The sequence below is a fragment of the Aliidiomarina celeris genome (assembly GCF_003316875.1).
Classification (GTDB): Bacteria; Pseudomonadota; Gammaproteobacteria; order Enterobacterales; family Alteromonadaceae; genus Aliidiomarina; species Aliidiomarina celeris.
In genome coordinates this window covers 95,215-116,948 of the sequence record NZ_QMIL01000007.1, presented here as the reverse complement: position 1 = coordinate 116,948, position 21,734 = coordinate 95,215, and the positions used below count along the sequence as shown (strand labels likewise).

The window sequence follows — 21,734 nt, the reverse complement described above, 5'->3', positions numbered from 1 at the left end:
AAACTGCCCAAAAGCCCCGAAAAATTGTGTTAAAGGTTGCAGCATAGCGGTCGAAAAGCCTTTTCCGTGGCTAAGCAATTAGCCGTGTTGCAACGCTAACAAGGTTAAGCCTGAATTACAATGCACAAAAAAAAGAGCCGACTTGGGGGAAGTCGGCTCAAGCTCGTTGCTAGCGAACAGTTGCTAATAAAGCATACTGTACAATTTTCTACGGTAGGTGGCGGCGAGCGGATCACCGGCAGGTAAATTATTTAAAATATCGAGGGTGTGTTTTTTGGCCTCAGCAAAGTTTAAATCGGCCTCAAGTACCGAGAACAGTGTGTTCAAGGCTTCTTCATACCGCTTCACTTGGTAGTATTGTAATGCGAGTTGCTGCCGCGCAGCTAAATCGTTCGGGCTCTTGGCAACTTGTTCTTCTAATGCTCTAACTTCAGGGCTGTCGGCTGCTTGCTCGGCTAGGTCAATGTTGGCCAAAACATGTTGGTAGCGCGGATCGGCTTGTTCAGCCACAGTTAAGCCCTCCAGTAACGACTTAGCCTGCTCTGTATGGCCGACGCGGGCTGCCGCGTCGGCAAGAAGTAAGCGCGCATTCATATTCTCTGGAGCAAGATCATAAGCTTTTTTTGCTTCGGTGTAGGCGCGCTCTTCGTCGCCTTCTTGCAACGCCTGTTGTGCATTCGCAAGAGCGTCATCTTCTGGCTGGGGTAAGTGAGGCGCGAGCATGTCTTTAATGGCTTGTTCGGTTTGTGCGTCTTGCAGTGCGTCTACGGGCTGACCATTCACAAACACCATAAGCGTTGGCAAGCTACGAATTTGAAACTGTGCAGCAAGTTGCTGTTCCGCTTCGCAATCTACCTTGGCAATAACGAGCGTGTCTGGGTATTGACTGGCAATACGCTCGAGGGTGGGCATCAGTTGCTTACACGGCTCACACCAGTCGGCCCAAAAGTCGATCAACACCACTTTGGTTTTCGACTGTTCGAGAAGAACGTCGCGAGCGTTTTCCATAGTCAGGTTTACAATATTTGCCGCAGTTACCATGTTTCTCTCTATTCTTGCTGTTCGAATGTGCTTATTGAATGGGGGCGAAGTTGCGCTTTTCAATAGGCTCAGTTGTTCGCTTTATAGTTATTCATAACAATTACAAAAGCTTTTTAAGCATTTTCTGCTTTGCTTTGGTGTAAGGCGGATAGCGCACATCAATGTCGAACATAAAGGAGCGGTGTACGACGGGTTTTAAATGGCTGAGTTGATCAAAACCCCATTGGCCGTGGTATCGACCCATGCCACTCGCGCCAACCCCGCCAAAAGGAAGAGCGGGATTGAGCATAAACACCATGGTGTCGTTAAAGCAGAGTGAACCGCACTGAATAATATGCTCCGCATGCACTTGCTCAGACTTGTCTTTGGTAAAAACATAACAAGCGAGTGGGTGGGCCCGACTCTGAATAAACGCATAAGCTTCGGGCAGGTTTTCCACTTCTATAATCGGTAAAATAGGGCCGAAAATTTCATCGTCCATAACCTTTGCGTGAGCAGGGCAGTGGTCAATTACGGTGGGAGCGAAGTAACGTGACGCGCGATTCACTTCGCCACCGTGTACTTGAGCATGCTGAAGCTCTGGGTCGTTGAGTAGGCCGGCTAAGCGGTCGATATGCCGTTCTGCTACAATGCGGCCGTAGTCGTCGCTTTGTTCAGGGTCGTCGCCATAAAACTGCGTAAGCGCCGCTTTTAGCTCGGTAACCAATTGCGTGTGTACTGATGCTTCAACTAACACGTAATCGGGGGCAATACAGGTTTGCCCCGCATTTAAAAATTTCCCCCAAACAATGCGCCGAGCAGTAGCGGCAATGTCAGCGTGTCGGCTAACCACCACAGGGCTCTTGCCGCCAAGCTCTAATGTTACCGGGGTTAAGTGGTCGGCCGCTGCGCGCATCACTTTTTTGCCTACTTGGCCGCCACCGGTGTAGAAAATATGCGAAAAGCGTTGCGAAAGCAGTTGCCCAGCAACTTGTGCATCGCCTTCAACAACCTGAACGCAATCTGTGTCGAGGTACTGCGGCAGATACTGAGCGATTGCGGCAGAAACAGCAGGCGAAACCTCAGAAGGTTTGACGCAAACACAATTACCGGCTGCAATAGCGGCAATAACAGGGCTCAAAGTGAGCTGAAGGGGGTAATTCCAAGCGCCGAATACCAGCACTACACCCAAAGGCTCCGGTGTTAAGCGCGAGGTTGCAGGTTGCATTGCAAGCGGGCTGCTAACATTACGCGGTTTAACCCATTTGCGAATATGTTTTAACGTATGCTTGATGTCGTTGAGCAAAAAACCAATTTCAGTCGTCCAAGCCTCTGTTTCTGACTTACCAAGGTCTTCAGCAAGTGCGGCACTAAAAACGCTACTGTGCTCAGTGAGCATGCGCTCCATATTGCGAAGCTGTGCAATCCGCCAGTTCAATGGGCGGCTGCGTTGCGCGGAAAAACTATGGTGCAGTTGCGTTACAATTTCTTCAATTGCTATGGCGGTCATTTGTTATGTCCTGCTGTGGAGTAATTCGGTAAAGTGCGCCGGGGTTCCCGTCGGTTAGCATATAAATAGCACCGCTTGATGGGTGTACGCGAACGTCGCGAATGCGTTGTTGCAAGCCGGTGTTTAAAACCTCTGGCGGGGTGACTACTAATTCTCCGCCGACATTCTGTATATTAATACGCAACAGTTGCTTGGCCGCCAATGTGGGCACGAGCAGGTTGCCCTGCCATTCTTTGGGAAATAACGAGCCTTGGTATACGGTTAAACCCGCTGGCGCAACTGAGGGTGTCCAGTTTAATAATGGCATGGTCATGCCCGGTAGGGTTTGATGCGGCGAGATACGGGCACCCGTGTAGTCAATGCCTTGGGTAAGTAGCGGCCAACCATAATTGTTTCCGCTTTCTATATGATTTAATTCGTCGCCGCCGCGTGGGCCATGCTCAGTGCTGAGCAAAAGCTGCAAAGGCTCATGCCAAGCAATGCCTTGTACGTTGCGGTGCCCGTAACTGTATATTTCAGTCGCACTATGCTCCCGTGCAACCAGCGGGTTATTACTCGGTACAGCACCATTTAACGTTAGCCGAACAATACTTCCAATATGGTTGCTTGTTTGCTGCGCTTGTTCCCGGTAATCGAAGCCGTCACCAAGCGTAAGTATTAGGGTTTGGTCGGGTAAAAAGGCGATTCGGCCACCGTAATGCGCGGACCCTTGGCGGCGTGGACGCGCTTCAAAAATAGGGGTGAAATCTGAGAATGTAGCAGTGCCTGCCGAATCTAGGCGAAATGTGGTAGACGCTAAACAGGTTGTATTGGCGCGTTCGCTGCCGCAGGCGTAGCTGAAAAATAGCTGATTCGAGGTGCTGAAGTTTGGCGCAGCGCGAACTTCGAAGAGTCCTGCTTGGCCATTCACCCAAAGCTCGTCGAGTGGCAGTTGCAGCCGAGCTACGCTTTCGTGTTGATTGTTAAAAACCGAAACGTAACCTGTTCGCTCGGTAATGAGATAGCCGCCGTTCGGTAAAAACTCCAATGCCCAAGGAAATTCGAGCGACTCATGCACAAGAGTGGTATTGAGTTCTAGCGGTGATGATTCTTTTTGCACTTCGGTAGCAAATACGGGGTGTAGAAAAGCGCAAAAAAACAAGCTCACCGCACACAAGCTCACCGAACAAAGGCGAGCACCTGTCTGGTAGCACTTAAGCATGAGGTGTTCCTTGTTCGCTGGCGCTAGAGCTCGCTTTTTTACGCGCACTCTGGCTGCGGGTGATTTTATGAATAGAGCGGGTAAGGCGGGCATACACGTAGCCTCCTAATATGCCGGGCAACAACATAATAAGGGTACCAATACCACCGCGAGTGGCGGCAATCAGTGTAGGCATAGGGGCTAGATTATTGAGCACTTGGTACGCCACCCATAAACCGACGGCTCCGGCAACCATGCACCACGAAGCGAACTGTCGCTTTTGATAACGCGCAACAAAGTGAGCGCAGGGCAAAGCTAGCGCGAAGGTGAGTAAAACAACGAGGGCAAACAACGGCGAAAAATGAATGAGATCGTGTAAGGTTGTGTCGATACGCTGTTGCCAAGTAATTGCGGGGCCAATAGCACTTATGGCAACGAGGTTTAACTGTGATTGCAACACAGACCCTAATACCACCGACGCGAGCGACGCTAACAAAAATGCGGCGGTGCGAATACGAACAGTTCTGAGCGTGCTCATAATTTCCTTCGTGAGTTCAGTGACCAAGGTAAGGGGCATTGTTACATGCATTTTGTCTCCACACTAGCTACGTAAACGAACCAAGTTTTGATTTTATCGCGACTCATGTTAACCATACTGACCTTTGAGCACACATAATCGGCTTGCTGTTCGCTCGCGGAGCCGATAAAGTGTTCGCAACAGGTTAGACCAGAAGAGGTTGGGAATGACAACGCCGTATCCAAAAATGCTAGAGCCCCTTAATTTAGGCTTTACCACACTGAAAAATCGGGTTTTGATGGGCTCCATGCATACGGGGCTCGAAGAAGCTAAACAAGGGTTCGATAAACTTGCCGAGTTTTATGCACAGCGTGCCAAAGGTGGTGTGGGCTTAATTGTAACCGGCGGTATTAGTCCGAACGTGCGCGGTCGATTAGCACCTTTTGCCTGCCAGCTGAGTTATCCTTGGCAGGTTGCTAAACATAAAAAAGTTACCGACGCGGTTCATCGTGAAGGCGGCAAAATATGTATGCAAATTTTGCATGCGGGTCGTTATGGGTATCACCCTCTCAGTGTTGCGCCGAGCGCCATTAAAGCACCGATTACCCCTTTCAAACCTAAAGCCATGAGCGAACGCCAAATTCGCACTACTATTCGTCATTACGCACGCGCCGCTAAGCTGGCAAAAAAAGCGGGCTACGACGGTGTTGAAATTATGGGGTCAGAAGGCTACCTGATTAACCAGTTTATTTGCCGCCGGACTAATCAGCGTGATGACGATTGGGGGGGGAGCTTTGAAAACCGTTCGCGCTTTCCCCGAGAAATCGTACGCGCGGTGCGTGCAGCCGTGGGCGAAGATTTTATTATTGTTTATCGTTTGTCGATGTTGGATTTGGTAGAAGACGGCAACACCCTAGATGAAGTGGTTGCGCTTGGCAAAGGCGTGGAACAAGACGGTGCCACGATAATCAATACCGGTATTGGTTGGCATGAAGCGCGAGTGCCGACCATTGTTACCTCGGTGCCACGGGGAGCATTTCGTTGGATCACCGCACGCTTAAAGCAAGAGCTGAAGGTGCCTGTGGTAGCTACCAATCGAATCAATACACCGGAAGTGGCGGAAGACATTCTGGGTCGTGAAGAAGCCGATATGGTGTCCATGGCACGACCCTTCTTAGCCGATGCTGAATTTGTGAATAAAGCAGCGGCTGGTAAAGCCGATCGTATCAACACCTGTATTGCCTGTAACCAAGCCTGTTTAGACCATGTGTTTGAGAACAAGCGTGCCACTTGTTTGGTGAACCCTCTTGCAGCATACGAAACCGAGTTGGTCATGACCCCGGCGACAACGAAGAAGAAAGTTGCCGTAGTGGGTGCAGGCCCAGCGGGCTTGTCGTTTTCTTGTTTTGCCGCCGAGCGCGGGCACGAAGTGCATTTGTTTGATCGCGCCGATAACATAGGCGGGCAATTTAATTTTGCCAAACAAGTGCCGGGCAAAGAAGAGTTCCACGAAACCATTCGTTATTTTAAAAACCGTTTGGCAGACGCTGGTGTGCATGTTCATCTCGCTAGTGAGCAAACGGTGGCGTCTTTGCAGCAAGGTGGCTTTGACAGTGTGGTGATTGCGACGGGTGTAGTCCCGCGGAAACTCGATATTGAAGGAGCCGATTTACCCCATGTGTATGGTTACCTCGATGTTCTGCGCGATCACAAACCAGTGGGTAAAAAAGTCGCGGTGATTGGCGCTGGCGGTATTGGTTTTGATGTATCTGAATATCTAACCACAGAGCAGTCGCCGACGCTCAATAGCGACCATTGGCACAAGGTGTGGGGGATTGACCAAGGTTATGAGCACCGCGGTGCACTTGCGCAGCCGATTGCAGAGCCTTCGCCACGAGAAGTGGTGCTGATGCAGCGCAAAGAAACGAAAGTGGGTGCGGGACTGGGTAAAACCTCAGGCTGGGTACACCGAAATACCCTACGTCACAAAGGCGTTAAAATGCTCAATAGTGTCAACTACGAACGCATTGTGCCCGAAGGCATCGAGATTACCCGTAACGGCAAACGCGAACTGGTGGCTGCTGATCACATTATTGTTTGTGCCGGTCAATTACCGCTGCGTGAACTTGAGCAACCGCTGCGTGACGCGGGTATTGACGTGCATCGCATCGGTGGCGCCGATGTTGCTGCTGAGCTCGATGCTAAACGAGCCATTCGCCAAGGTGCTGAGCTAGCCGCCACGATTTAAGCTTGAGACCAGGTTTTCACGAACAAGCCCTCTGCATCGTAGAGGGCTTGTTGTTTCTGTAGGTTAAAACGACTACCTCCGCGACTGTTGGCAACAATGCCTGCAATATACTGCCAGTTACCGTAGTTTGAGGCGGGGTCATAATCCAACAGCTGCTTTTCAAACCACATAGCCCCTTCACGCCAATCCAGTGCGAGATCGTAAATGAGCGCGGAGGCCGCATTTTGCCGTGCTCTATTGCTCATGTAGCCGCTGCTATTCAACTCGCGCATCGCTGCATTTACAAATGCATTCGAGGTTGTTCCCTGTTGCCAATCGGTAAGTGAGCCTGTTACCTGAGCGGGGGCAAGGTGGCGATGCCTTTGTGCTGAGCCATAAAACAACTTTTCTTGTTGTTGAAATGCAAGGTGTTGGAAAAACTCCCGCCACAGAAGTTCAAGTTTTAGCCAATAGGTAGAGTTGTTGGCGCCGTAGCGTTGCTCATGCTGAAAAATATGGGCCATTACGTGTTTAACGCAAAGGGTTCCGATACTTAACCAAGCTGAAAGCTTACTTGAGAACCAAGGGCCCACGTTAGCATTTGCAACCAAGCCATTGCGTGTGTCTTTGTAATGACGAATTGCGCCATTGCTGGCGCAGTAGCGTTGCAGTTGGGTTCGTGCTTTGTTTTCTCCTACCTCAACATAGAACGAGAACAGACTGGACGACGGGTCGACATCCGTGAGGCAAAGTGAGTGCAGATTGTACAAGACACTTTCTGCAATCGAGATAAATTGTGGCGTCGGTGTTTCGATGTCGATTGCCCTGAAGTTCGATAACAACGGCTCCATCTTCTTTCGAAAGGGGCTATAGCCGACTAATGGCTTGTGCATGCATTGTTGTACTTCAGCGAGGGGCCAGAGAGTGTAACTATCAACACTGTGCAGCTCGAGATTACATGTATCAAGGAGCATTTGGCGAACACGCTGCTCTTGCTGTTGCTCGTCAGAACAGGGCAGTGTTTGCGTGGTGACTTGAGTGAGCACTATTTGTTGTTGCTGTAGGACTTCGATAATTGATTTCAATTCGTGCTCGGGCTCGCCGGCGAGAATCAATAATTGACCACCAACCGCTTCCATTTTTCGCTTTAATTTCAACACGCTCTGCCAGAGAAAGGCCTTGCGCCGCGAGCTACATCGTTCTTCGGCATAGGCGTCGTCGAAGCAAAATACACCCAATAGTGGTTGGCCGTTATGTACCTGCAAAGCCGCATTGTCAGCCAGCCGTAAATCGCGCCGAAACCAATGGATACCGAGGCGTTGTGTATTCAACCTTGTAGCGTCGGTTATGGTCATGTTGATCAAAGCTCCTCAATGTGAGCGAGATAGTGCTCGGCAGTCGCCAGAATATCATCGCGTTCACTGACTTCTCGTTTTTCCCATTGGCGGTACATCATGGCCATTCGAGGGTTGTGAGCAAATCGCTCTCGGTGGCGGTGAATAAAGTGCCAATACAAGCTGTTGAAAGGGCAGCTGGGTGTATTGTTACCTGTGCCTGATTTAAGCGCGACACTGTAATAACAGCTGTTGCAGTAATCACTCATTTTGTGAATGTAGTTACCGCTGGACACATAGGGCTTGGTAGCCAAGATTCCACCGTCGGCAAATTGGCTCATACCACGGGTATTCGGCAGCTCAACCCATTCAATAGCGTCGATATAAATACCCATATACCACTGGTCGACGGCATCGGGAGCACAGCCTGCGAGCAGTGCGAAATTACCCGTGACCATTAGCCGTTGAATATGATGTGCATAAGCGAAATCGAGAGACTGATGCACTGCATGAGACACACAGCGCATTTTGGTATTGCCGGTCCAGTAGAACGCAGGGAGCGACCGCTCATGCTGTAGTTGATTTTGCGCCGCGTAATTGGGCATAAAGTGCCAGTATATGAGCCGCACATACTCTCGCCAACCAAGAATTTGCCGCACAAAGCCTTCAATTTGCGGTAACGATATATGGGCTGGGTCGCTTTCATCTTGATGTTTCACATAGTGAGCAATGGCCTTTTCGATCACCTCTTTTGGTGTGAGCATTTTACTATTTAAACTAAACGAAATGCGTGCGTGAAAAAGGCTCCAGCCACGGGTGGTTAAGGCGTCTTGATACTGACCAAATGCAGGTAGGCAATACTCGATAAAATGGTCCAGTAGTTCTCGGGATTGTGTGCGAGTGATTGGCCAGAGCAAGCGTTTGGCGTCTACATTGCCAATCGTTTTTATCCCTTGCTCGCTGAGCATAGCGTCGATATCACGCACGTCGTGGGAAAACAGCAAGGGCTCGGGAATGCTGACTGTTTTGGGGAGTTTGTTGCGATTGTCTTGGTCAAAATTCCATTTGCCGCCGGCGGGTTTGCCGTGTTCCATCAAATAGCCGGTTTCTTTGCGAACCTGGCGATAGAAGGTTTCCATCATCAGGTTGGTATGCGGTTGCTGAATGAGCTTTGGAAAGTAACGAACTAAGTCATCAATTTCGGTAAAAAAGTGCTCGGTGCTAGCGCAGTAGCATTTTAGAGCGGGTTGCTGCTGTTTAAGCTCCTCGCTTAGTGCAGTGAGTTGCTGTGTTAGCCGATACTCGTCGGGCTGCTGATAAGCAAATTGTTGAGCGTGAACATGGGTGCAAATGCGTTTGAGGTTCCGCTCAAGACTTTGCGTGTTGTCTGCATGAGCTAAGGTGAGGTAGAGCACATGATGTTTACTCGAAATCGCCTTGGCGAAAGCACGCATGGCAGCGAAGAAGGCGAGTACTTTCTGTCGGTGGTGTACCACGTAATCAGTTTCTTGGCGCATTTCCATGATCACAAACAAAACGTCATCGTTGCGTGTTTGAAACCATGAATGACCGGCGTGCAATTGATCGCCCAGTACCAAGTGTACCGCGCCGAAACGTTTTGGTAATTCCGCGAGGTTTTGATAATAAGGCATTAAAGCGTTACTCCTCAGTACCGGTTGGCGGTAGTAACCGAGCTTTTTTATCCAGCTCTGCGTAGGCGAAGCGTTGCGGTGCGCTTGGAACATGGTAAGCGTCGAGCCCAGAAATGGCAGCAGTACCGAAGCTCGCTAAATCTAAATAGCCGTCTTTTTGCAGCGCACTGGAGGGGAACTTTACCCATTGCATTTCACCGATCACGAGCTCTGTTTGATTGTGTTTTATGGGTGTTATTTCTACGCAACGGAACCCCAACTGTAAAGGAGACTCGACGACGTAAGGCGCTAAAAAATTTGGATAATAGGCGGCGGTTAAGCCTACCGCTTCGAATTCAGATAGTTCTCGTGGGTAAGCTGCAGAGGTTTGATGCGCTTGAGCAAGCATACCCTGGCAAATGGCATTTTGCGTCCATACTCCGGTTTCACGAATATTTTCCAAAGTGTCCCGGCGCACCGTGTGAGGGCGCATAACCATCGCAAACAATGCGGGTGAGGAACCAAGGTGCACGACGGAGCTCACGACTGCAAGATTAGTTTGCCCCTGTTGGTTTTGTGTACCAATAAGATTGGCACTTTTGTAGCCGGATAAGCTATTGATGAGCCGTGCGCGTTTGCGTGAGGGTAAATTCGCAAGCTCGGTTTGTGTGAAAGCAGTCTGCTCGGGGGTGATTCGGCTATTCATGTTTGGCGTGTCCATATTCGGGTCGTTCATGTTCGGGTCGTTCATTTCCAGCTTTTGCCGAGGAACGATTGCGCCTGCACCGCTCGGAGCAATAACGAACCTCATCCCACACCTTCGCCCATTTTTTGCGCCAGTGAAAAGGTCGCTGGCAAACAGGACAGGTTTTCTCGGGTAAATGCTGTTTTTTCAAAGGAGCTTCTCAACTAGGCTTGTAACAACAGACTACGAAAGAAAAGGCTATTTGGGTCGCTTCTTTACGAGGAAAGGAGTTGTGGTAAACTTATTCGTTGTGAGGTTTGTTGGAGATGAGCCAGTGGAGAGTATAAAAATGCAATCGCTTACCGTATCTGAACGTATCATGCTCGCTGAAGCGCTTTGGGATAGTGTGGTTGCTGAAGGTTCAGAAATAGAACTCACAGAACCGCAAATAAGGGAGCTAGACAAACGCCTCGCTGCTTTCGAGACGGACGGAGATACAGGTCGCTCTTGTTCAACTATTAAAGCTCAAATAGTCACGAAATAAATGAGTTACAGGCTAACACTCCGAGAAGAAGCTGAGTTTGATATTGTTGAGTGTTTCAAGTTTTATGAAGATAAAAGAATTGGCCTTGGTCATGACTTTTGCTGTGCATTGAGGAAGCGTTAGACAAGCTTATTCGCAACCCTCTAATCTATCGTAAGATTCATAAGAAACTGAGACGAATAGGGATACGCCGCTTTCCCTATCGTATTTTTTATCTTGTTCAGGATGATCAGATAATAGTTACTGCGGTTTTTCATGCCCGAAAAGGTCCCAGCTCATGGAACCAGCACCTATAATTTGTTCCTCATACTGCTGAGGCTACTTCTTCAATTTCATAACTTAGCAATCACGCCGTAAACCCTCGCCCAGTCGGGCGGGGATATAAGGCGTTGGTTTTAATGTCGTGAACGGTCTTGATTAAGACGCACACATGTGCAAGCATGCTGTATATAAAACCAGTAGTAAAGTAACGATGTTAAAGGCCAGGAAAGTACGCATATATCCCACACCTGAGCAGGCGGAATTTTTAAATCGCCAGTTCGGCGCTGTGCGCTTTGCGTACAACAAGGCTTTGCATATCATCAGCAGCCAGTACAAGCGTCACGGCCTGAAATTGAAGGCCAAAAAAGACCTCAAGCCGCTGTTGGCTGTTACGAAGAAATCTCGCAAGTATCACTGGCTCAAAGATTTTGATTCGATTGCACTCCAGCAGGCATGTATCAATCTGGATAAAGCCTTTCAACGTTTCTTTGATCCCAAACTGCCTTCTCGTTATCCCAAGTTCAAGCGCAAGCATGGCAGGCAGTCCAGCTATCATTGCATGAGCGTTGAATGTGGAGATGACTGGATTAAAGTGCCGAAGTTAAAGCAGCCCATCAAGGCACGTATTCACCGCAAGGTTGAAGGGAAACTGAAAAGCATCACCTTGTCCCGCACAGTGACGGGTGAATACTATGCCTCACTGCTGCACGAAGATGGGCAAGAGGCTCCTGCGACCATTCAAAGCCTGAATGCTGTTCAGGTGCTCGGATTGGATATGGGTTTAACGCATCTTGCCATTGATTCAAACGGCACGAAAAAACAGAATCCACGCTTTTTGAAGAAAGCCAGTGCCAATCTGCGCCGTAAACAAAAAGCCTTATCACGCTGCAAGAAAGGTAGCAAAGGTCGTGCCAAAGCCCGACTTAAACTCGCTAAGGCGCATCAGCGTCTGGCGAATGCTCGTGCTGATTTTCAGCACAAGCTGTCTCGACACGTTATTGACGAAAACCAAGCGGTAATTGTCGAGACACTGAAAGTCAAAAACATGCTGAAGAACAGGAAATTGTCCAAGCACATTGCCGATGCGAGTTGGTCAGGCTTGATCCAAAAGTTGGAATACAAGGCTAAAGAGCAAGGCAAGCATCTGGTTAAAATTGATCAATGGTTTGCCAGCTCTAAAACTTGCTCTTGCTGTGGACACAAGCTGGAAGCGTTATCGCTGAAGGTGCGCGACTGGCAGTGTCCTGCTTGTTCAGCATGGCAAGATCGAGACATCAATGCTGCGCTCAATATTCGAGCGCAGGGTATTTTGAAATTAAAGGCCGCAGGACTGTCGGTTTCTGCCAATGGAGGCAAGCGTCAATCTGGTCACGTACCAGTTGCTGCCTGAGAAGTTGGAAGCCTCGCCCGTGGCGCTTTAGCGCTTAGGGCGGGGAGCAGTCACTCCTCGCTATCTCGCTCTACATGACGAGCCAGTATGCTCGCTTGATGTTGTTTTACCTCTGGCAGCTTTTTCCAACCCCAGAGTAAATCCCGCGCGCGTTTGCCACTCGCAGTGAGGTTTACGATAGGAGCAGGGTAGTCTTTACCAATCACACAGTCTATTTCCAGTTGCAGCAATGGCGGCATGGTCCAAGGTTGGTGAATGTATTCAATGGGCACTGCGTGGAGCTCTGGCACCCAGTTGCGAATAAATTCGCCCTCTGGATCGTGCTCTTCAGATTGCTTTACGGGGTTATAAATGCGAATGGTATTGATGCTGGTTACCCCGGCTTGCATTTGAAACTGTGGGTAGTGAATGCCGGGTTCAAAATCAAGAAAGAGGCGAGCTAGGTGTGCGGCACCCACTCGCCAATCTAGCCACAAGTGATGGGTCAAAAAGCTGACCAGCATGGAGCGCATACGAAAATTAATATAGCCAGTTTGCTGTAAAGCGCGCATGCAAGCGTCTACCAGTGGGTAGCCAGTTTTACCCCGCTGCCAAGCAGTTAAATGGTCGAGGTTGCCCGTGCGCGTCAGCCCTTCATAGGCGGGATTCAAGCACCGAAACTCCATTTCCGTTTGGCTCTCAAACTTTTGAATAAAATGACAATGCCAACGTAGCCTCGACATGAGTGCTTGCATGGGGCGCTTCCAGCCGCTTTGTGATTTCTGTTGGAGGCAGCGCTGATACACTTGCCGAATGCTGAGATTGCCAAAGGCAAGATACGCAGACAGTCGCGAACAACTGGTTCGGCTTGCTTGGGGTTTCGAAATGTCGACGTGGTAGCGTTTACCTCGACCTTGAAAGAAGTCCTGCATCCATTTGTGCGCCGAGAGCTCACCGCCATGTTGATAACGATTTTGATGCTGAGTCCACGCCTTCGGAAGATTAAAGGGTTTGACGGCAGCGTTAACCTCGGTTGGTGTTAGCGTGCGTAGGGCAGAGAAGTCTGGGGCAAGCATAGGTTCATGCATGGTCTTGTACCACGCTTGGTTCCAACCTTGGCGTTGTTTTAAAGCGCGAATAACGCCGTTCGAAGGCTGTTCTAACCACTGAATACCCTGCGCACTACACCAACGTTGAACGGCAAGGTCGCGCTGAAAGGTATTGTTTAAACCAATTTCTTCATGGCTCAATATGCGCCAGATTCTGAGCTTCTGATGAATCTGGTTCAGTACGTCAAGGGCTTCACCCTGGGCAATATAGACTTGGCTCTGATTGTTTGTATGGCGTTGCAGTTGTTGATTAAGCTGGCAAATGCTTTGATACCAAAAACGCCAGTGGTGTTCGCCGTAGTGTTTGTCCTGATCAAGCATGGGCTCAAAAATGGCAAGCAAAAGGACCGGCCTCTCGCTTTTGCAGGCTTGAAAAAAAGGAACGTGATCATGCAAGCGCAGATCACGTTTAAACCACAACACATCAATCATGGTGTATTATACGCCGCAGTATTGAAATTAGATTTTAAGGTGTGTGGCTTGTTATGCGTTTAGACCGATTTTTAGCTGAATCAACCGGCATGAGCCGAAAGGAAGCCACGAAGGCGTTGCATCGGGGCGACGTTACTTTAAATGGCGAAGTGGTGAAGAAGGGCGTGGTACAAGTCGATACTGCGTCGGAGGTGATGTTTAACGGTGCCACACTGAAACTGCAAGGCCCCACCTATATGATGATGCACAAGCCGTTAGACTGTGTTTGCTCGAACGACGACCCGCATCATCTAACGATTTTTGCTTATTTGGACGTGCCGAATCCGGACAAGTTGCATACGGTAGGGCGCTTAGACGTAGATACAACAGGCTTATTACTGATTACCAACGACGGCCAGTGGTCGCACCGCATTACGTCACCCAAACGCAAGTGCCCGAAAGTTTATCGTGCAGAGCTGGCCGACCCCTTGCAGCCGGAAAACGTGAATGCGTTTGCTCAGGGTATTAAATTGCGTGGCGAGGTGGAACTCACGCAACCGGCGAAGCTTGAAATTATTTCTGAACGCGAAGCCTTAGTAACGCTACATGAGGGGCGCTATCACCAAGTGCGCCGCATGTTTGCTGCTGTGGGCAATAAAGTTGTAGCGCTACACCGCGAGCAAGTTGGCGCTTTGCAGCTTGATCCAAGCCTAGCGCCCGGCGAAGCCCGCGAGCTTACAGTGGAAGAAATTGCCCTGTTCTAATTCTTTTGCTTATAACGTTCCAAACATACGCCGGTACATGTGGCCGGCGTAGTCGTCGGTCATGCCTGCAATATAGTCGCATAAAGCGCGGTCGGCACCGGCTTGCCCTTCAGCCGTGAATGCAGCTTCCCAGCGTGCCCGCGAGTTTTTCGGTAATAAACGAGTGGGCTCAGCATGAAAGGCACTAAACAGCTGCAACAGCATATTTTGGCTGCGATAACGAAGCTGCTGAATTTCTGGGGTATTAATAACGTGCTCAAAAACCACCGATTTAAGCGCATTAAGTAGTTGGCGCTCACCCTCTGGTAACACCGCATTAAACCGAATTAATGGCTCTTCTGCGGCGGGTAGTACTTCTTGTACGGCAACTGCGGTAACAAAAATATTCACTAGTGCGCCAATGGCATTTTTTCTTAGATGGTGTTCATTGGAAAAAAGCTGTTGAACGAGCTTTTCCATTAATTGCTGTAACGGCTTGGGTAGCTCTGCAAGCCGCGAGTCCATAAAGCTATGCCAGTCTTTTGCAGAAAGCGTTCCGGTTACTACCGCGTCTTCTAAGTCATGCACCCCGTAGGCGATGTCGTCTGCGAGTTCCATCATGGAGGCGTCGAAGGCTTTATGCAGCGAGCGTTGGTAAGGCGATGCATGCAAAGTTTCAACCTGCTGAAACAAGCGCCGATCAGCTGCAGACAAGGGGGCTAATACCCAGTCTAAAATTTCTTCGTCGGCTTTATACAGTGCCTTGGCCGGCTTCCATTGTGCCAAGCTTGTCGGATTTGCTTGGGTATTGAGCGCTGGGAGTTCGGGCATAAGTACCGGATATTTAAGCAGGCCGAGTAAGGTGCGGCGGGTTAAGTCCATACCATGGTGAGCATGATAACTCTCGAGCCTACCGACAATACGAAAAGTTTGGCCGTTGCCTTCAAAGCCTCCCGACTGCAGCATTTTGTAATTTAAAGCGGTTTCGCCGCCGTGGCCAAAAGGGGGGTGACCAATGTCGTGAGCAAGGCACAGGGCTTCCATTAAGTTATTGTCGGGCAGCAATAGCTTTGCCTGTTCCGAGCCCGTAAAAGCAATTTGGTTAATTAAAGAGGCGCCAATTTGAGCCGCCTCCAGAGAATGGGTGAGGCGCGTTCGATAAAAGTCGTTTTCGCCCACGTTCATTATTTGTGTTTTCGACTGTAAGCGCCGGAACGCGGCGGAGTGAAGAATACGAGCGCGGTCGCGTTGCCATGGATTTCTGCGGTCGCCGGGGCGCGCGGGAGCGTCATTGGAACGTCGCTGTTGCCAAACATCTTCCATTCTGGCGGGTCCTCTAGCTAGATGATTAATTCACTTTATTTATCGGTTCCGCAAATAGTAACTACTTTCACCTTCGCCGGCTATGGAATGGCGCAAATTATGCGTGTTGCCACTTGAGCAACAAACGGTGCTCATTGTGCCCAAGTGCATGCGCTATGGTTACTTCGGTATTGAATCCTAGCTTTTGATAAAGCTGAATGGCGCTGGCATTGTCGGGAGCAACAGTGAGCATGCACTGTACAATGCCTTGCTCTACTAAGTGTTGTAAACCAAACGTGGTAAGTGCTTTACCCACGCCTTGCCCACGCGCTTGCGGGCTTACCAGCAGCGACATTAGCCAAGCGGAGTTGGGAGTGTTTACCTTCGGTGCGGCCGGCGCAAAGAGCGCGTACCCTAAGATTTCGTTTTGCTCATTGCAGGCTACATAAAGTAAATCAGGCCATTGCAACAGGGCTTGGTGGAGGAAAAGGCTAGGGTAGGCTTCGCTACCGTAGGTTTGTGCTTCAAGATCAAAAAGCGCCGGCATATCGGCCGGCGCCGCGCTACGAATCATCATAGTTACTGACGAATACCTTCTACATGAAGGTCCATGTACACGGTTTCTGCCGCAGGACCGAGATTAAAGTTCATGCCAAAGTCTGGCAGATTTAACTCGGCAGTACCAGCGAAACCAGCGCGGTAGCCGCCCCATGGGTCTTCACCTTCGCCTACAACCGTTACGTTAATTGCAATTTCGTTGGTGCTGCCAAACAGCGTGAGGTTACCGTACATAACACCGGTTCCGTCCCCATTATCTTGGTAGCGAGTACTCACAAAGCTGGCTTCAGGAAATTTGTTCACGTCTAAATAATCACTGCTGCGCACATGGTTGTCGCGGTCAGTATGGTTCGAGTCGATAGACGCAGTGTCTACAGTAACTTCAATTTTATTACTGCTCGGGTTGTTGGCGTCGTAGCTAAAGGTGCCGGTAAATTCGTTAAAACGGCCCACCACATAGCTGTAGCCCAAGTGGCTAATTGTGAAGTTAATAGACGCGTGCGCGCCGTCGGTATCGATTACATAATCTGCCGCCTGCGCCTGAGGGAGCAGTGCAACTGAAGTTAAACTAGCCGCGAGTGCAACGGCACTTAATGATTTGGTGAAGTTCATGTGCTTACTCCTTGATAAAAGTTAACGCTGGCAGTTTAGAGTTTAAAGAGCTATGCGTCCAATGCATATCTTGTATACTATGTATATCTTATTTGCATAGGTGAGCAGGCTGTGGAATTAAAGCAACTCGATTTAAACTTATTATTGGTATTGCAAGAGCTGATCAACGAGCGCCATGTGTCTCGCGCGGCCAGCGCTTTGGCAATGAGCCAGCCGGCAATGAGCCGCGCCTTACAACGCCTTCGCAAGGCGTTATCAGACCCCATTTTAGTGCGGGTGAGTGGTGGCTACGACCTCAGTGCCCGAGCGCAGCAAATGGCACCAGAGTTAGCGCGAATTATTCAGGCGCTCGAGCATTTAATAGAGCCGCCTCAGTTCGAGCCGAGTCGCGATCAGTTCACTCTCAAAATTACGGGCTTAGATTTAGAGCTCGGTATTTACCTGCCAACCTTGTTTCGGCGTATTCGCAAACAAGCGCCTTTTATCAAGTTAGAAACCGTAAGGCAGCAAGAAGACAGCTTTCCCATGCTGGAGCGCAATGAGGTGCATTTTAGCTTGAGTGGTTTAGCGCCAGTGCGCGCGCAGAGCAGTTTACACCGTAAGTTGCTCGACGAAATGCCCATGGTGTGTTTAATGTCGGAGCAGCATCCACTGGCCCATGAACCCATGACAGCAGAAGGGTATGCGGCCGCCATGCATGGAATTGTATCGATTACCGGCAAAGGCCCGGCAACCATGGACGCGGTATTAGCAGAGCATCACTTACAGCGCGAGGTAGCAGTTCGACTTGCTGGCTTTATGTCGGTGGCCGACTTTTGCGAGCATTCAGATTTGTTGTTTACGCTACCGAAACGACTAGCAGAGCGCATTCAAGAAGGTCGAAAACTGTGTATTCGGCCATTGCCAGAATGTTTCAGTGCACCAAAAGTTAGCTTTTATTTATACTGGCACGAAAGGTATCATAACGACCCTCGCATGCAGTGGGTGCGCGAGCAACTTACAAAAACAATTGATTAGGACAGATTTATGCTAATGCCTATTTTGGCACTTATTATTGGGCTAGTGGTTCTGGTGTGGAGTGCCGATAAATTTATCGACGGCGCCGCTAATACGTCGAAGCTCTTGGGGGTGCCGCCATTGGTGATCGGTATGCTGGTCATAGGCTTCGGTACTTCGGCGCCTGAAATGGTGGTGTCGGCCTTTGCGGCACTCGAAGGCAGCCCTGGCTTAGCTTTAGGTAATGCGTTTGGGTCAAACATTACCAATATAGCGTTGGTTTTAGGGGTAAGTGCCGCACTGCTGCCAATGACTGTGCAAAGCAGTGTGTTACGCCGAGAAATTCCTATGTTGCTGGCGGTAACTTTGTTGGCAGGTTACCAAATTATAGACGGTGAAATATCGCGTGTAGACGCAGCTGTTCTGCTGGTTTTATTTGTGGCCGTAATGCTCTGGACCGTGCGCCAACAAGCTGATCCGAATGAACTTATTGGTAAAAGTGCCGAAGACGACCTTATTGAAGAAAATATTTCCTTAAAGAAGTCGGTGCTATGGCTTGTAGCAGGGCTTATTTTGTTAATTCTGAGCTCGCGGTTGTTGGTGTGGGGCGCTGTTGAAATAGCGGTATCACTGGGCGTAGACGAACTAATTATTGGTTTAACTATTGTGGCGCTTGGCACGTCGTTACCTGAGTTAGCCGCCGCAATTGTGGCTATTCGCCGGCAACAGCATGACTTAGCGCTCGGTAACCTCATTGGCTCGAATCTCTTCAATACGCTTGCAGTGGTGGGTATTGCTGGTGCCATTCACCCTATTTCGGTAGCGGCGGAAGTACTGACACGAGACTGGGTGCTCATGCTGGTACTCACGCTGCTGCTTGCCGCATTTGCGTGGCGGCCGAAAAGTTGGTCGCCAAAGCGGCCGGGGCGAATAAATCGGCTCGAGGGCGTTACTTTTGTAGGTATCTATGTGGCTTATGTCAGTTATTTGGTGTGGACCGTTATTCGTTAATAAGACAAGGTAGGTAACGCAACATGAATGCAGCATTGGAAATTCGAGCAAACCGGTTAGCGTGGGCTGGCTTAATTCCGTTTATGGGGAGCGCAGTGCTTGGTGCTGTTGGCTTATGGAGCGAACTGTTGTTGCCCATCTTTCTTGTTTACAGTGCTGTTATTTTGTCTTTCCTTGGAGGCATTCATTGGGGGCTGGTTATGGCTAGAAAATTAGACCAACCAGAGCGGGCGTTGTTATTGTGTATGCTGCCTTCGTTAGTGGGATGGATAGCGGTTGCTCTATTGCCCGAACTTTACGCCTTGGTGGTTTTAGCGGCCGCATATTTATTGTGGCTTAATTACGACCTTAGCAAAGTGCCAGAGCCATGGTATGAGCGTTTGCGCAAGCCCATTACTTTTGTTGTGGCTGGCAGCCATTTTATTTGGTTTACGGTGGTTATCACTGCCCTGAGAACCCTGCCGGCAAGCTAAATTATTTTTCTTTGTGCGTGAACACCCCGTCCCAGTCGGTAGGTGGTGGTGAGTCGATGTAATTCTCGCAGCGGCCACAATACAGTTGTGCCACAGGATCGTTCGGCCATTCTGTAAGGTGGGCTTGAAATTGTTCGAGCGCGGCGTTGAAATTGCTGTCCTCATAGCTGCTGAGAGCTTTTTCGAAGCGAGCGCATTGAGCCTTTTCTTGTGCGCTTGCATGCTCACTGCTGTTCATTAACTCGAAGATGGTGAGCGGTGTAGTGCGCCCTTTCACCCGCACACGGTCGATTTTGCGATAAATAAATTGTTCCGGCGCGAGTTGCTGAATTTGCGCTAGCGTGTTCTCACTAAAAAGAATTTTTACCCCGTAGTTTTTTGTCAGCCCTTCAAGCCGCGAGCCTAAGTTTACGTTGTCGCCTAATACGGTGTAAGCCATGCGGAACTCAGACCCCATGTTTCCTACGTTCATAACTCCAGAATGCACACCAATGCCCATGGCAATAGCTTGTTTCCCTTCGCTTTGAAACTCTTCGTTAATGCGGCTCAGGGCCTGTTGCATGGCCAGCGCGCCATTGAGCGCATGGACCGCATGTGCGTGATCGGGTAATGGTGCACCCCAGAAGGCCATTACGGCGTCGCCCATGTATTTATCAATGGTACCTTGGTGCGCATGAATAGCTTTGGTTACCGGGGTAAGCAGGCGGTTCATCACCGTTGTGAGCTCTGCCGGTGGGATTTTCTCCGAAAAAGAGGTGAAACCACGAATATCAGAAAACAATACCGTGAGCTCCTTTTCCTGGCCTTGCATGTCTTGCGCTTCTGGGTGCGCGACAATATCTTGCACCAGTTCGGGCGGAATGTAGCGACCAAATTGTTCCGCCACCTGGCGTTTAGCGCTACTTTCTCGCCAGAAGTTCATGGTGAGATGCCAACCCGCCATGAACACCAGCAGGAGAATTCCAGACGCAAGCGGTAGCACTAAGCCGTTGTCCCATGCATATAAATTGAGATGAATATGCAACGCAGCAATAACCACACTAATGGAAATAAGTTGTGCGGCGCGTAGTTTTGGGAAAAACAGCGTCATAAGTATGCCGGCGATTAGTAGACCAAGCACAGTAATGGCAATACTGTAGCCGGGCTCATGTTTGAAAGCCATTTGTAGCATGCCAGCAAGAATACTGGCGTGAATTTCAACACCGGGAAAAACGCCGCCGACCGGTGTTGAGCGTAAATCCATCAGGCCGGGGGCTGAAGTGCCGAGCAACACAATTTTGCCAGCGAGAGCGTCGGCGGGTGGCGTGCCGGTTAAAATGTCGACTGCTGAAATATAAGAAAAGTGATTACGCTCACCAAACCAGGGTACTAATACCGCGCCGTTTGGGTCAGTTGGGAAATAGAAGCCGCCCACATCCACGCCTTCTAAATGCAGTTGCCCACCACCGCTAAAAATAGCCATGTCGATAGGAGGCTGACCGAGCAGGGTATAAAACATGGCTAAGGGTAAACTTCCATAGAGTTCACCTTGCCATTGCTGCATAAGAGGAACGCGACGAAATACGCCATCGCTATCAACCAAAGGGTTGTCAAAATAGCCACCCGCCATAACATAGGGCTGCACAGCGTCACTATTGCTGGTGAAACGTGCGGGCGTTGGAATTGGCACCTGTTGCCACTGCTCTGCGGGTTGATTCACCATAAGTGGTGGCGGCAAAGCGCCGGTCGAACTTGACAGCGAATGTTGCTGCGGCTGCTGGTCAAAGAAAAAAGCAGACACAATAGGGTAGCTCATTAATACTTCAGCAAGCAGTTGATCGCCGCTCGCAATACTAGGGGTTTCGGGTAAGTTCGGAAATTGGCTACGTAGCTGCTGCCATTGCGTTGCCAGCAGGTTAGACTCGGGCTCTGCAAAAATAACGTCGAGGCCAACAAGTTGCACGTCGTAGTCTTCAAACAGTTGAAATAACAGCGTGGCCACCTGCGCGCGTGGCCACGGCCATTGGCCCACTTGTTGTAAACTGCGCTCGTCTAAATCAACAATGACGACACTCGGGTCTTGCTCATAACTGAGCCGCGATAACACACGCTCGTCGTAGCTTAGCCATTCTAAGCGCTGCAGTACTTGTGAAGGCCAAAGGCCAATTTGCTCGCCCACAAGCCCCGCTACCAGCAACAAACTAACAAACCATTGCAAGGTTTTGGCAGAGGAAAAAAAGTGTTTAATTGCCTTGCGCATAA

General features: G+C 49.8%; 21 protein-coding genes. 8 read left to right on the top strand and 13 right to left on the bottom strand.

What is annotated here, in order from left to right; translation table 11 throughout:
- Positions 1 to 183: 183 nt before the first annotated feature.
- The 4 genes from trxA to DQW12_RS12105 form a co-directional block, all read right to left on the bottom strand.
- The gene (gene trxA, locus DQW12_RS12120; protein WP_113908132.1) at positions 184 to 1,041 is read right to left on the bottom strand and encodes a thioredoxin; all 858 of its coding nucleotides are present in this window, start codon (positions 1,039 to 1,041) and stop codon (positions 184 to 186) included.
- A gap of 100 nt (positions 1,042 to 1,141) precedes the next feature.
- A complete protein-coding gene (locus DQW12_RS12115; protein WP_113908131.1) occupies positions 1,142 to 2,530 on the bottom strand; it encodes an aldehyde dehydrogenase family protein in 1,389 nt (462 codons plus the stop codon).
- The gene (locus tag DQW12_RS12110) at positions 2,511 to 3,731 is read right to left on the bottom strand and encodes a PQQ-dependent sugar dehydrogenase (RefSeq protein ID WP_113908130.1); all 1,221 of its coding nucleotides are present in this window, start codon (positions 3,729 to 3,731) and stop codon (positions 2,511 to 2,513) included. Before DQW12_RS12110 ends, DQW12_RS12115 begins: the two co-directional genes overlap by 20 nt.
- The gene (locus tag DQW12_RS12105) at positions 3,724 to 4,299 is read right to left on the bottom strand and encodes a hypothetical protein (protein ID WP_113908129.1); all 576 of its coding nucleotides are present in this window, start codon (positions 4,297 to 4,299) and stop codon (positions 3,724 to 3,726) included. Before DQW12_RS12105 ends, DQW12_RS12110 begins: the two co-directional genes overlap by 8 nt.
- A gap of 154 nt (positions 4,300 to 4,453) precedes the next feature.
- On the opposite strand from DQW12_RS12105, the gene DQW12_RS12100 reads away from it, so the two are divergent.
- On the top strand, positions 4,454 to 6,475 hold the full coding sequence (locus DQW12_RS12100) for an NADPH-dependent 2,4-dienoyl-CoA reductase (protein WP_113908128.1): 2,022 nt from the start codon (positions 4,454 to 4,456) through the stop codon (positions 6,473 to 6,475).
- Here the strand turns inward: DQW12_RS12100 and DQW12_RS12095 are convergent.
- Genes DQW12_RS12095 through DQW12_RS12080 form a run of 4 tightly spaced genes read right to left on the bottom strand, consistent with a single transcriptional unit; the run spans position 6,472 to position 10,315 of the window.
- Positions 6,472 to 7,809, bottom strand: a complete 1,338-nt coding sequence (locus tag DQW12_RS12095) for a DASH family cryptochrome (RefSeq protein ID WP_113908127.1) — start codon at positions 7,807 to 7,809, stop codon at positions 6,472 to 6,474. The two genes, DQW12_RS12100 and DQW12_RS12095, sit on opposite strands and share 4 nt — an antisense overlap.
- A gap of 5 nt (positions 7,810 to 7,814) precedes the next feature.
- Positions 7,815 to 9,440 (bottom strand): cryptochrome/photolyase family protein, encoded by a 1,626-nt coding sequence (locus tag DQW12_RS12090; RefSeq protein WP_113908126.1) that lies wholly within the window; start codon positions 9,438 to 9,440, stop codon positions 7,815 to 7,817.
- Positions 9,441 to 9,447: 7 nt separating this feature from the next.
- A complete protein-coding gene (locus tag DQW12_RS12085; protein WP_113908125.1) occupies positions 9,448 to 10,125 on the bottom strand; it encodes a flavin reductase family protein in 678 nt (225 codons plus the stop codon).
- A complete protein-coding gene (locus DQW12_RS12080; protein ID WP_113908124.1) occupies positions 10,118 to 10,315 on the bottom strand; it encodes a DUF2256 domain-containing protein in 198 nt (65 codons plus the stop codon). Before DQW12_RS12080 ends, DQW12_RS12085 begins: the two co-directional genes overlap by 8 nt.
- Here DQW12_RS12080 and DQW12_RS12075 point away from each other — a divergent pair.
- From DQW12_RS12075 to DQW12_RS12065, 3 genes are all read left to right on the top strand, one after another.
- Positions 10,301 to 10,648 (top strand): addiction module protein, encoded by a 348-nt coding sequence (locus DQW12_RS12075; RefSeq protein ID WP_232819972.1) that lies wholly within the window; start codon positions 10,301 to 10,303, stop codon positions 10,646 to 10,648. The genes DQW12_RS12080 and DQW12_RS12075 overlap by 15 nt on opposite strands.
- A gap of 98 nt (positions 10,649 to 10,746) precedes the next feature.
- Positions 10,747 to 10,944 carry a type II toxin-antitoxin system RelE/ParE family toxin gene (locus DQW12_RS13795; RefSeq protein WP_198683957.1) on the top strand — a complete coding sequence of 66 codons (198 nt, stop codon included), beginning with the start codon at positions 10,747 to 10,749 and terminating at the stop codon, positions 10,942 to 10,944.
- Positions 10,945 to 11,078: 134 nt separating this feature from the next.
- On the top strand, positions 11,079 to 12,299 hold the full coding sequence (locus DQW12_RS12065) for an RNA-guided endonuclease InsQ/TnpB family protein (RefSeq protein WP_198683956.1): 1,221 nt from the start codon (positions 11,079 to 11,081) through the stop codon (positions 12,297 to 12,299).
- A gap of 50 nt (positions 12,300 to 12,349) precedes the next feature.
- Here the strand turns inward: DQW12_RS12065 and DQW12_RS12060 are convergent, their stop codons facing one another.
- Positions 12,350 to 13,819, bottom strand: a complete 1,470-nt coding sequence (locus DQW12_RS12060) for a cryptochrome/deoxyribodipyrimidine photo-lyase family protein (RefSeq protein WP_113908123.1) — start codon at positions 13,817 to 13,819, stop codon at positions 12,350 to 12,352.
- Between the two features lie 53 nt (positions 13,820 to 13,872).
- On the opposite strand from DQW12_RS12060, the gene rsuA reads away from it, so the two are divergent.
- Positions 13,873 to 14,562 carry a 16S rRNA pseudouridine(516) synthase RsuA gene (gene rsuA / locus DQW12_RS12055; protein WP_113908122.1) on the top strand — a complete coding sequence of 230 codons (690 nt, stop codon included), beginning with the start codon at positions 13,873 to 13,875 and terminating at the stop codon, positions 14,560 to 14,562.
- Between the two features lie 9 nt (positions 14,563 to 14,571).
- Here the strand turns inward: rsuA and DQW12_RS12050 are convergent, their stop codons facing one another.
- The 3 genes from DQW12_RS12050 to DQW12_RS12040 form a co-directional block, all read right to left on the bottom strand.
- Positions 14,572 to 15,864 (bottom strand): anti-phage deoxyguanosine triphosphatase, encoded by a 1,293-nt coding sequence (locus DQW12_RS12050; RefSeq protein ID WP_113908121.1) that lies wholly within the window; start codon positions 15,862 to 15,864, stop codon positions 14,572 to 14,574.
- A 97-nt stretch (positions 15,865 to 15,961) separates the two neighbouring features.
- The gene (locus DQW12_RS12045) at positions 15,962 to 16,420 is read right to left on the bottom strand and encodes a GNAT family N-acetyltransferase (protein ID WP_113908120.1); all 459 of its coding nucleotides are present in this window, start codon (positions 16,418 to 16,420) and stop codon (positions 15,962 to 15,964) included.
- Between the two features lie 2 nt (positions 16,421 to 16,422).
- Positions 16,423 to 17,013, bottom strand: coding sequence for a YceI family protein (locus tag DQW12_RS12040; protein ID WP_113908119.1), 591 nt, complete (start codon positions 17,011 to 17,013; stop codon positions 16,423 to 16,425).
- Between the two features lie 111 nt (positions 17,014 to 17,124).
- On the opposite strand from DQW12_RS12040, the gene DQW12_RS12035 reads away from it, so the two are divergent.
- From DQW12_RS12035 to DQW12_RS12025, 3 genes are read left to right on the top strand one after another with little or no spacing between them, the layout of a single operon-like run.
- A complete protein-coding gene (locus tag DQW12_RS12035; protein ID WP_232819971.1) occupies positions 17,125 to 18,030 on the top strand; it encodes a LysR family transcriptional regulator in 906 nt (301 codons plus the stop codon).
- Between the two features lie 9 nt (positions 18,031 to 18,039).
- Entirely contained in the window at positions 18,040 to 19,020 is a 981-nt protein-coding gene (locus tag DQW12_RS12030; RefSeq protein WP_113908117.1) for a calcium/sodium antiporter, read from the top strand.
- Between the two features lie 23 nt (positions 19,021 to 19,043).
- Positions 19,044 to 19,493 carry a DUF3429 domain-containing protein gene (locus DQW12_RS12025; protein WP_113908116.1) on the top strand — a complete coding sequence of 150 codons (450 nt, stop codon included), beginning with the start codon at positions 19,044 to 19,046 and terminating at the stop codon, positions 19,491 to 19,493.
- 1 nt (position 19,494) lies between these two features.
- Here the strand turns inward: DQW12_RS12025 and DQW12_RS12020 are convergent, their stop codons facing one another.
- Positions 19,495 to 21,732, bottom strand: coding sequence for a CHASE2 domain-containing protein (locus DQW12_RS12020; RefSeq protein ID WP_113908115.1), 2,238 nt, complete (start codon positions 21,730 to 21,732; stop codon positions 19,495 to 19,497).
- Positions 21,733 to 21,734 lie beyond the last annotated feature (2 nt).

What these genes read in the sequence shown, in the direction of transcription:
- trxA (WP_113908132.1), bottom strand. Translation starts at nt 1,041, where the DNA reads ATGGTAACTGCGGCAAATATTGTAAACCTGACTATGGAAAACGCTCGC.
- DQW12_RS12115 (WP_113908131.1), bottom strand. Translation starts at nt 2,530, where the DNA reads ATGACCGCCATAGCAATTGAAGAAATTGTAACGCAACTGCACCATAGT.
- DQW12_RS12110 (WP_113908130.1), bottom strand. Translation starts at nt 3,731, where the DNA reads ATGCTTAAGTGCTACCAGACAGGTGCTCGCCTTTGTTCGGTGAGCTTG.
- DQW12_RS12105 (WP_113908129.1), bottom strand. Translation starts at nt 4,299, where the DNA reads ATGCATGTAACAATGCCCCTTACCTTGGTCACTGAACTCACGAAGGAA.
- DQW12_RS12100 (WP_113908128.1), top strand. Translation starts at nt 4,454, where the DNA reads ATGACAACGCCGTATCCAAAAATGCTAGAGCCCCTTAATTTAGGCTTT.
- DQW12_RS12095 (WP_113908127.1), bottom strand. Translation starts at nt 7,809, where the DNA reads ATGACCATAACCGACGCTACAAGGTTGAATACACAACGCCTCGGTATC.
- DQW12_RS12090 (WP_113908126.1), bottom strand. Translation starts at nt 9,440, where the DNA reads ATGCCTTATTATCAAAACCTCGCGGAATTACCAAAACGTTTCGGCGCG.
- DQW12_RS12085 (WP_113908125.1), bottom strand. Translation starts at nt 10,125, where the DNA reads ATGAATAGCCGAATCACCCCCGAGCAGACTGCTTTCACACAAACCGAG.
- DQW12_RS12075 (WP_232819972.1), top strand. Translation starts at nt 10,301, where the DNA reads ATGCTGTTTTTTCAAAGGAGCTTCTCAACTAGGCTTGTAACAACAGAC.
- DQW12_RS12065 (WP_198683956.1), top strand. Translation starts at nt 11,079, where the DNA reads ATGTGCAAGCATGCTGTATATAAAACCAGTAGTAAAGTAACGATGTTA.
- DQW12_RS12060 (WP_113908123.1), bottom strand. Translation starts at nt 13,819, where the DNA reads ATGATTGATGTGTTGTGGTTTAAACGTGATCTGCGCTTGCATGATCAC.
- rsuA (WP_113908122.1), top strand. Translation starts at nt 13,873, where the DNA reads ATGCGTTTAGACCGATTTTTAGCTGAATCAACCGGCATGAGCCGAAAG.
- DQW12_RS12050 (WP_113908121.1), bottom strand. Translation starts at nt 15,864, where the DNA reads ATGGAAGATGTTTGGCAACAGCGACGTTCCAATGACGCTCCCGCGCGC.
- DQW12_RS12045 (WP_113908120.1), bottom strand. Translation starts at nt 16,420, where the DNA reads ATGATGATTCGTAGCGCGGCGCCGGCCGATATGCCGGCGCTTTTTGAT.
- DQW12_RS12040 (WP_113908119.1), bottom strand. Translation starts at nt 17,013, where the DNA reads ATGAACTTCACCAAATCATTAAGTGCCGTTGCACTCGCGGCTAGTTTA.
- DQW12_RS12030 (WP_113908117.1), top strand. Translation starts at nt 18,040, where the DNA reads ATGCTAATGCCTATTTTGGCACTTATTATTGGGCTAGTGGTTCTGGTG.
- DQW12_RS12025 (WP_113908116.1), top strand. Translation starts at nt 19,044, where the DNA reads ATGAATGCAGCATTGGAAATTCGAGCAAACCGGTTAGCGTGGGCTGGC.
- DQW12_RS12020 (WP_113908115.1), bottom strand. Translation starts at nt 21,732, where the DNA reads ATGCGCAAGGCAATTAAACACTTTTTTTCCTCTGCCAAAACCTTGCAA.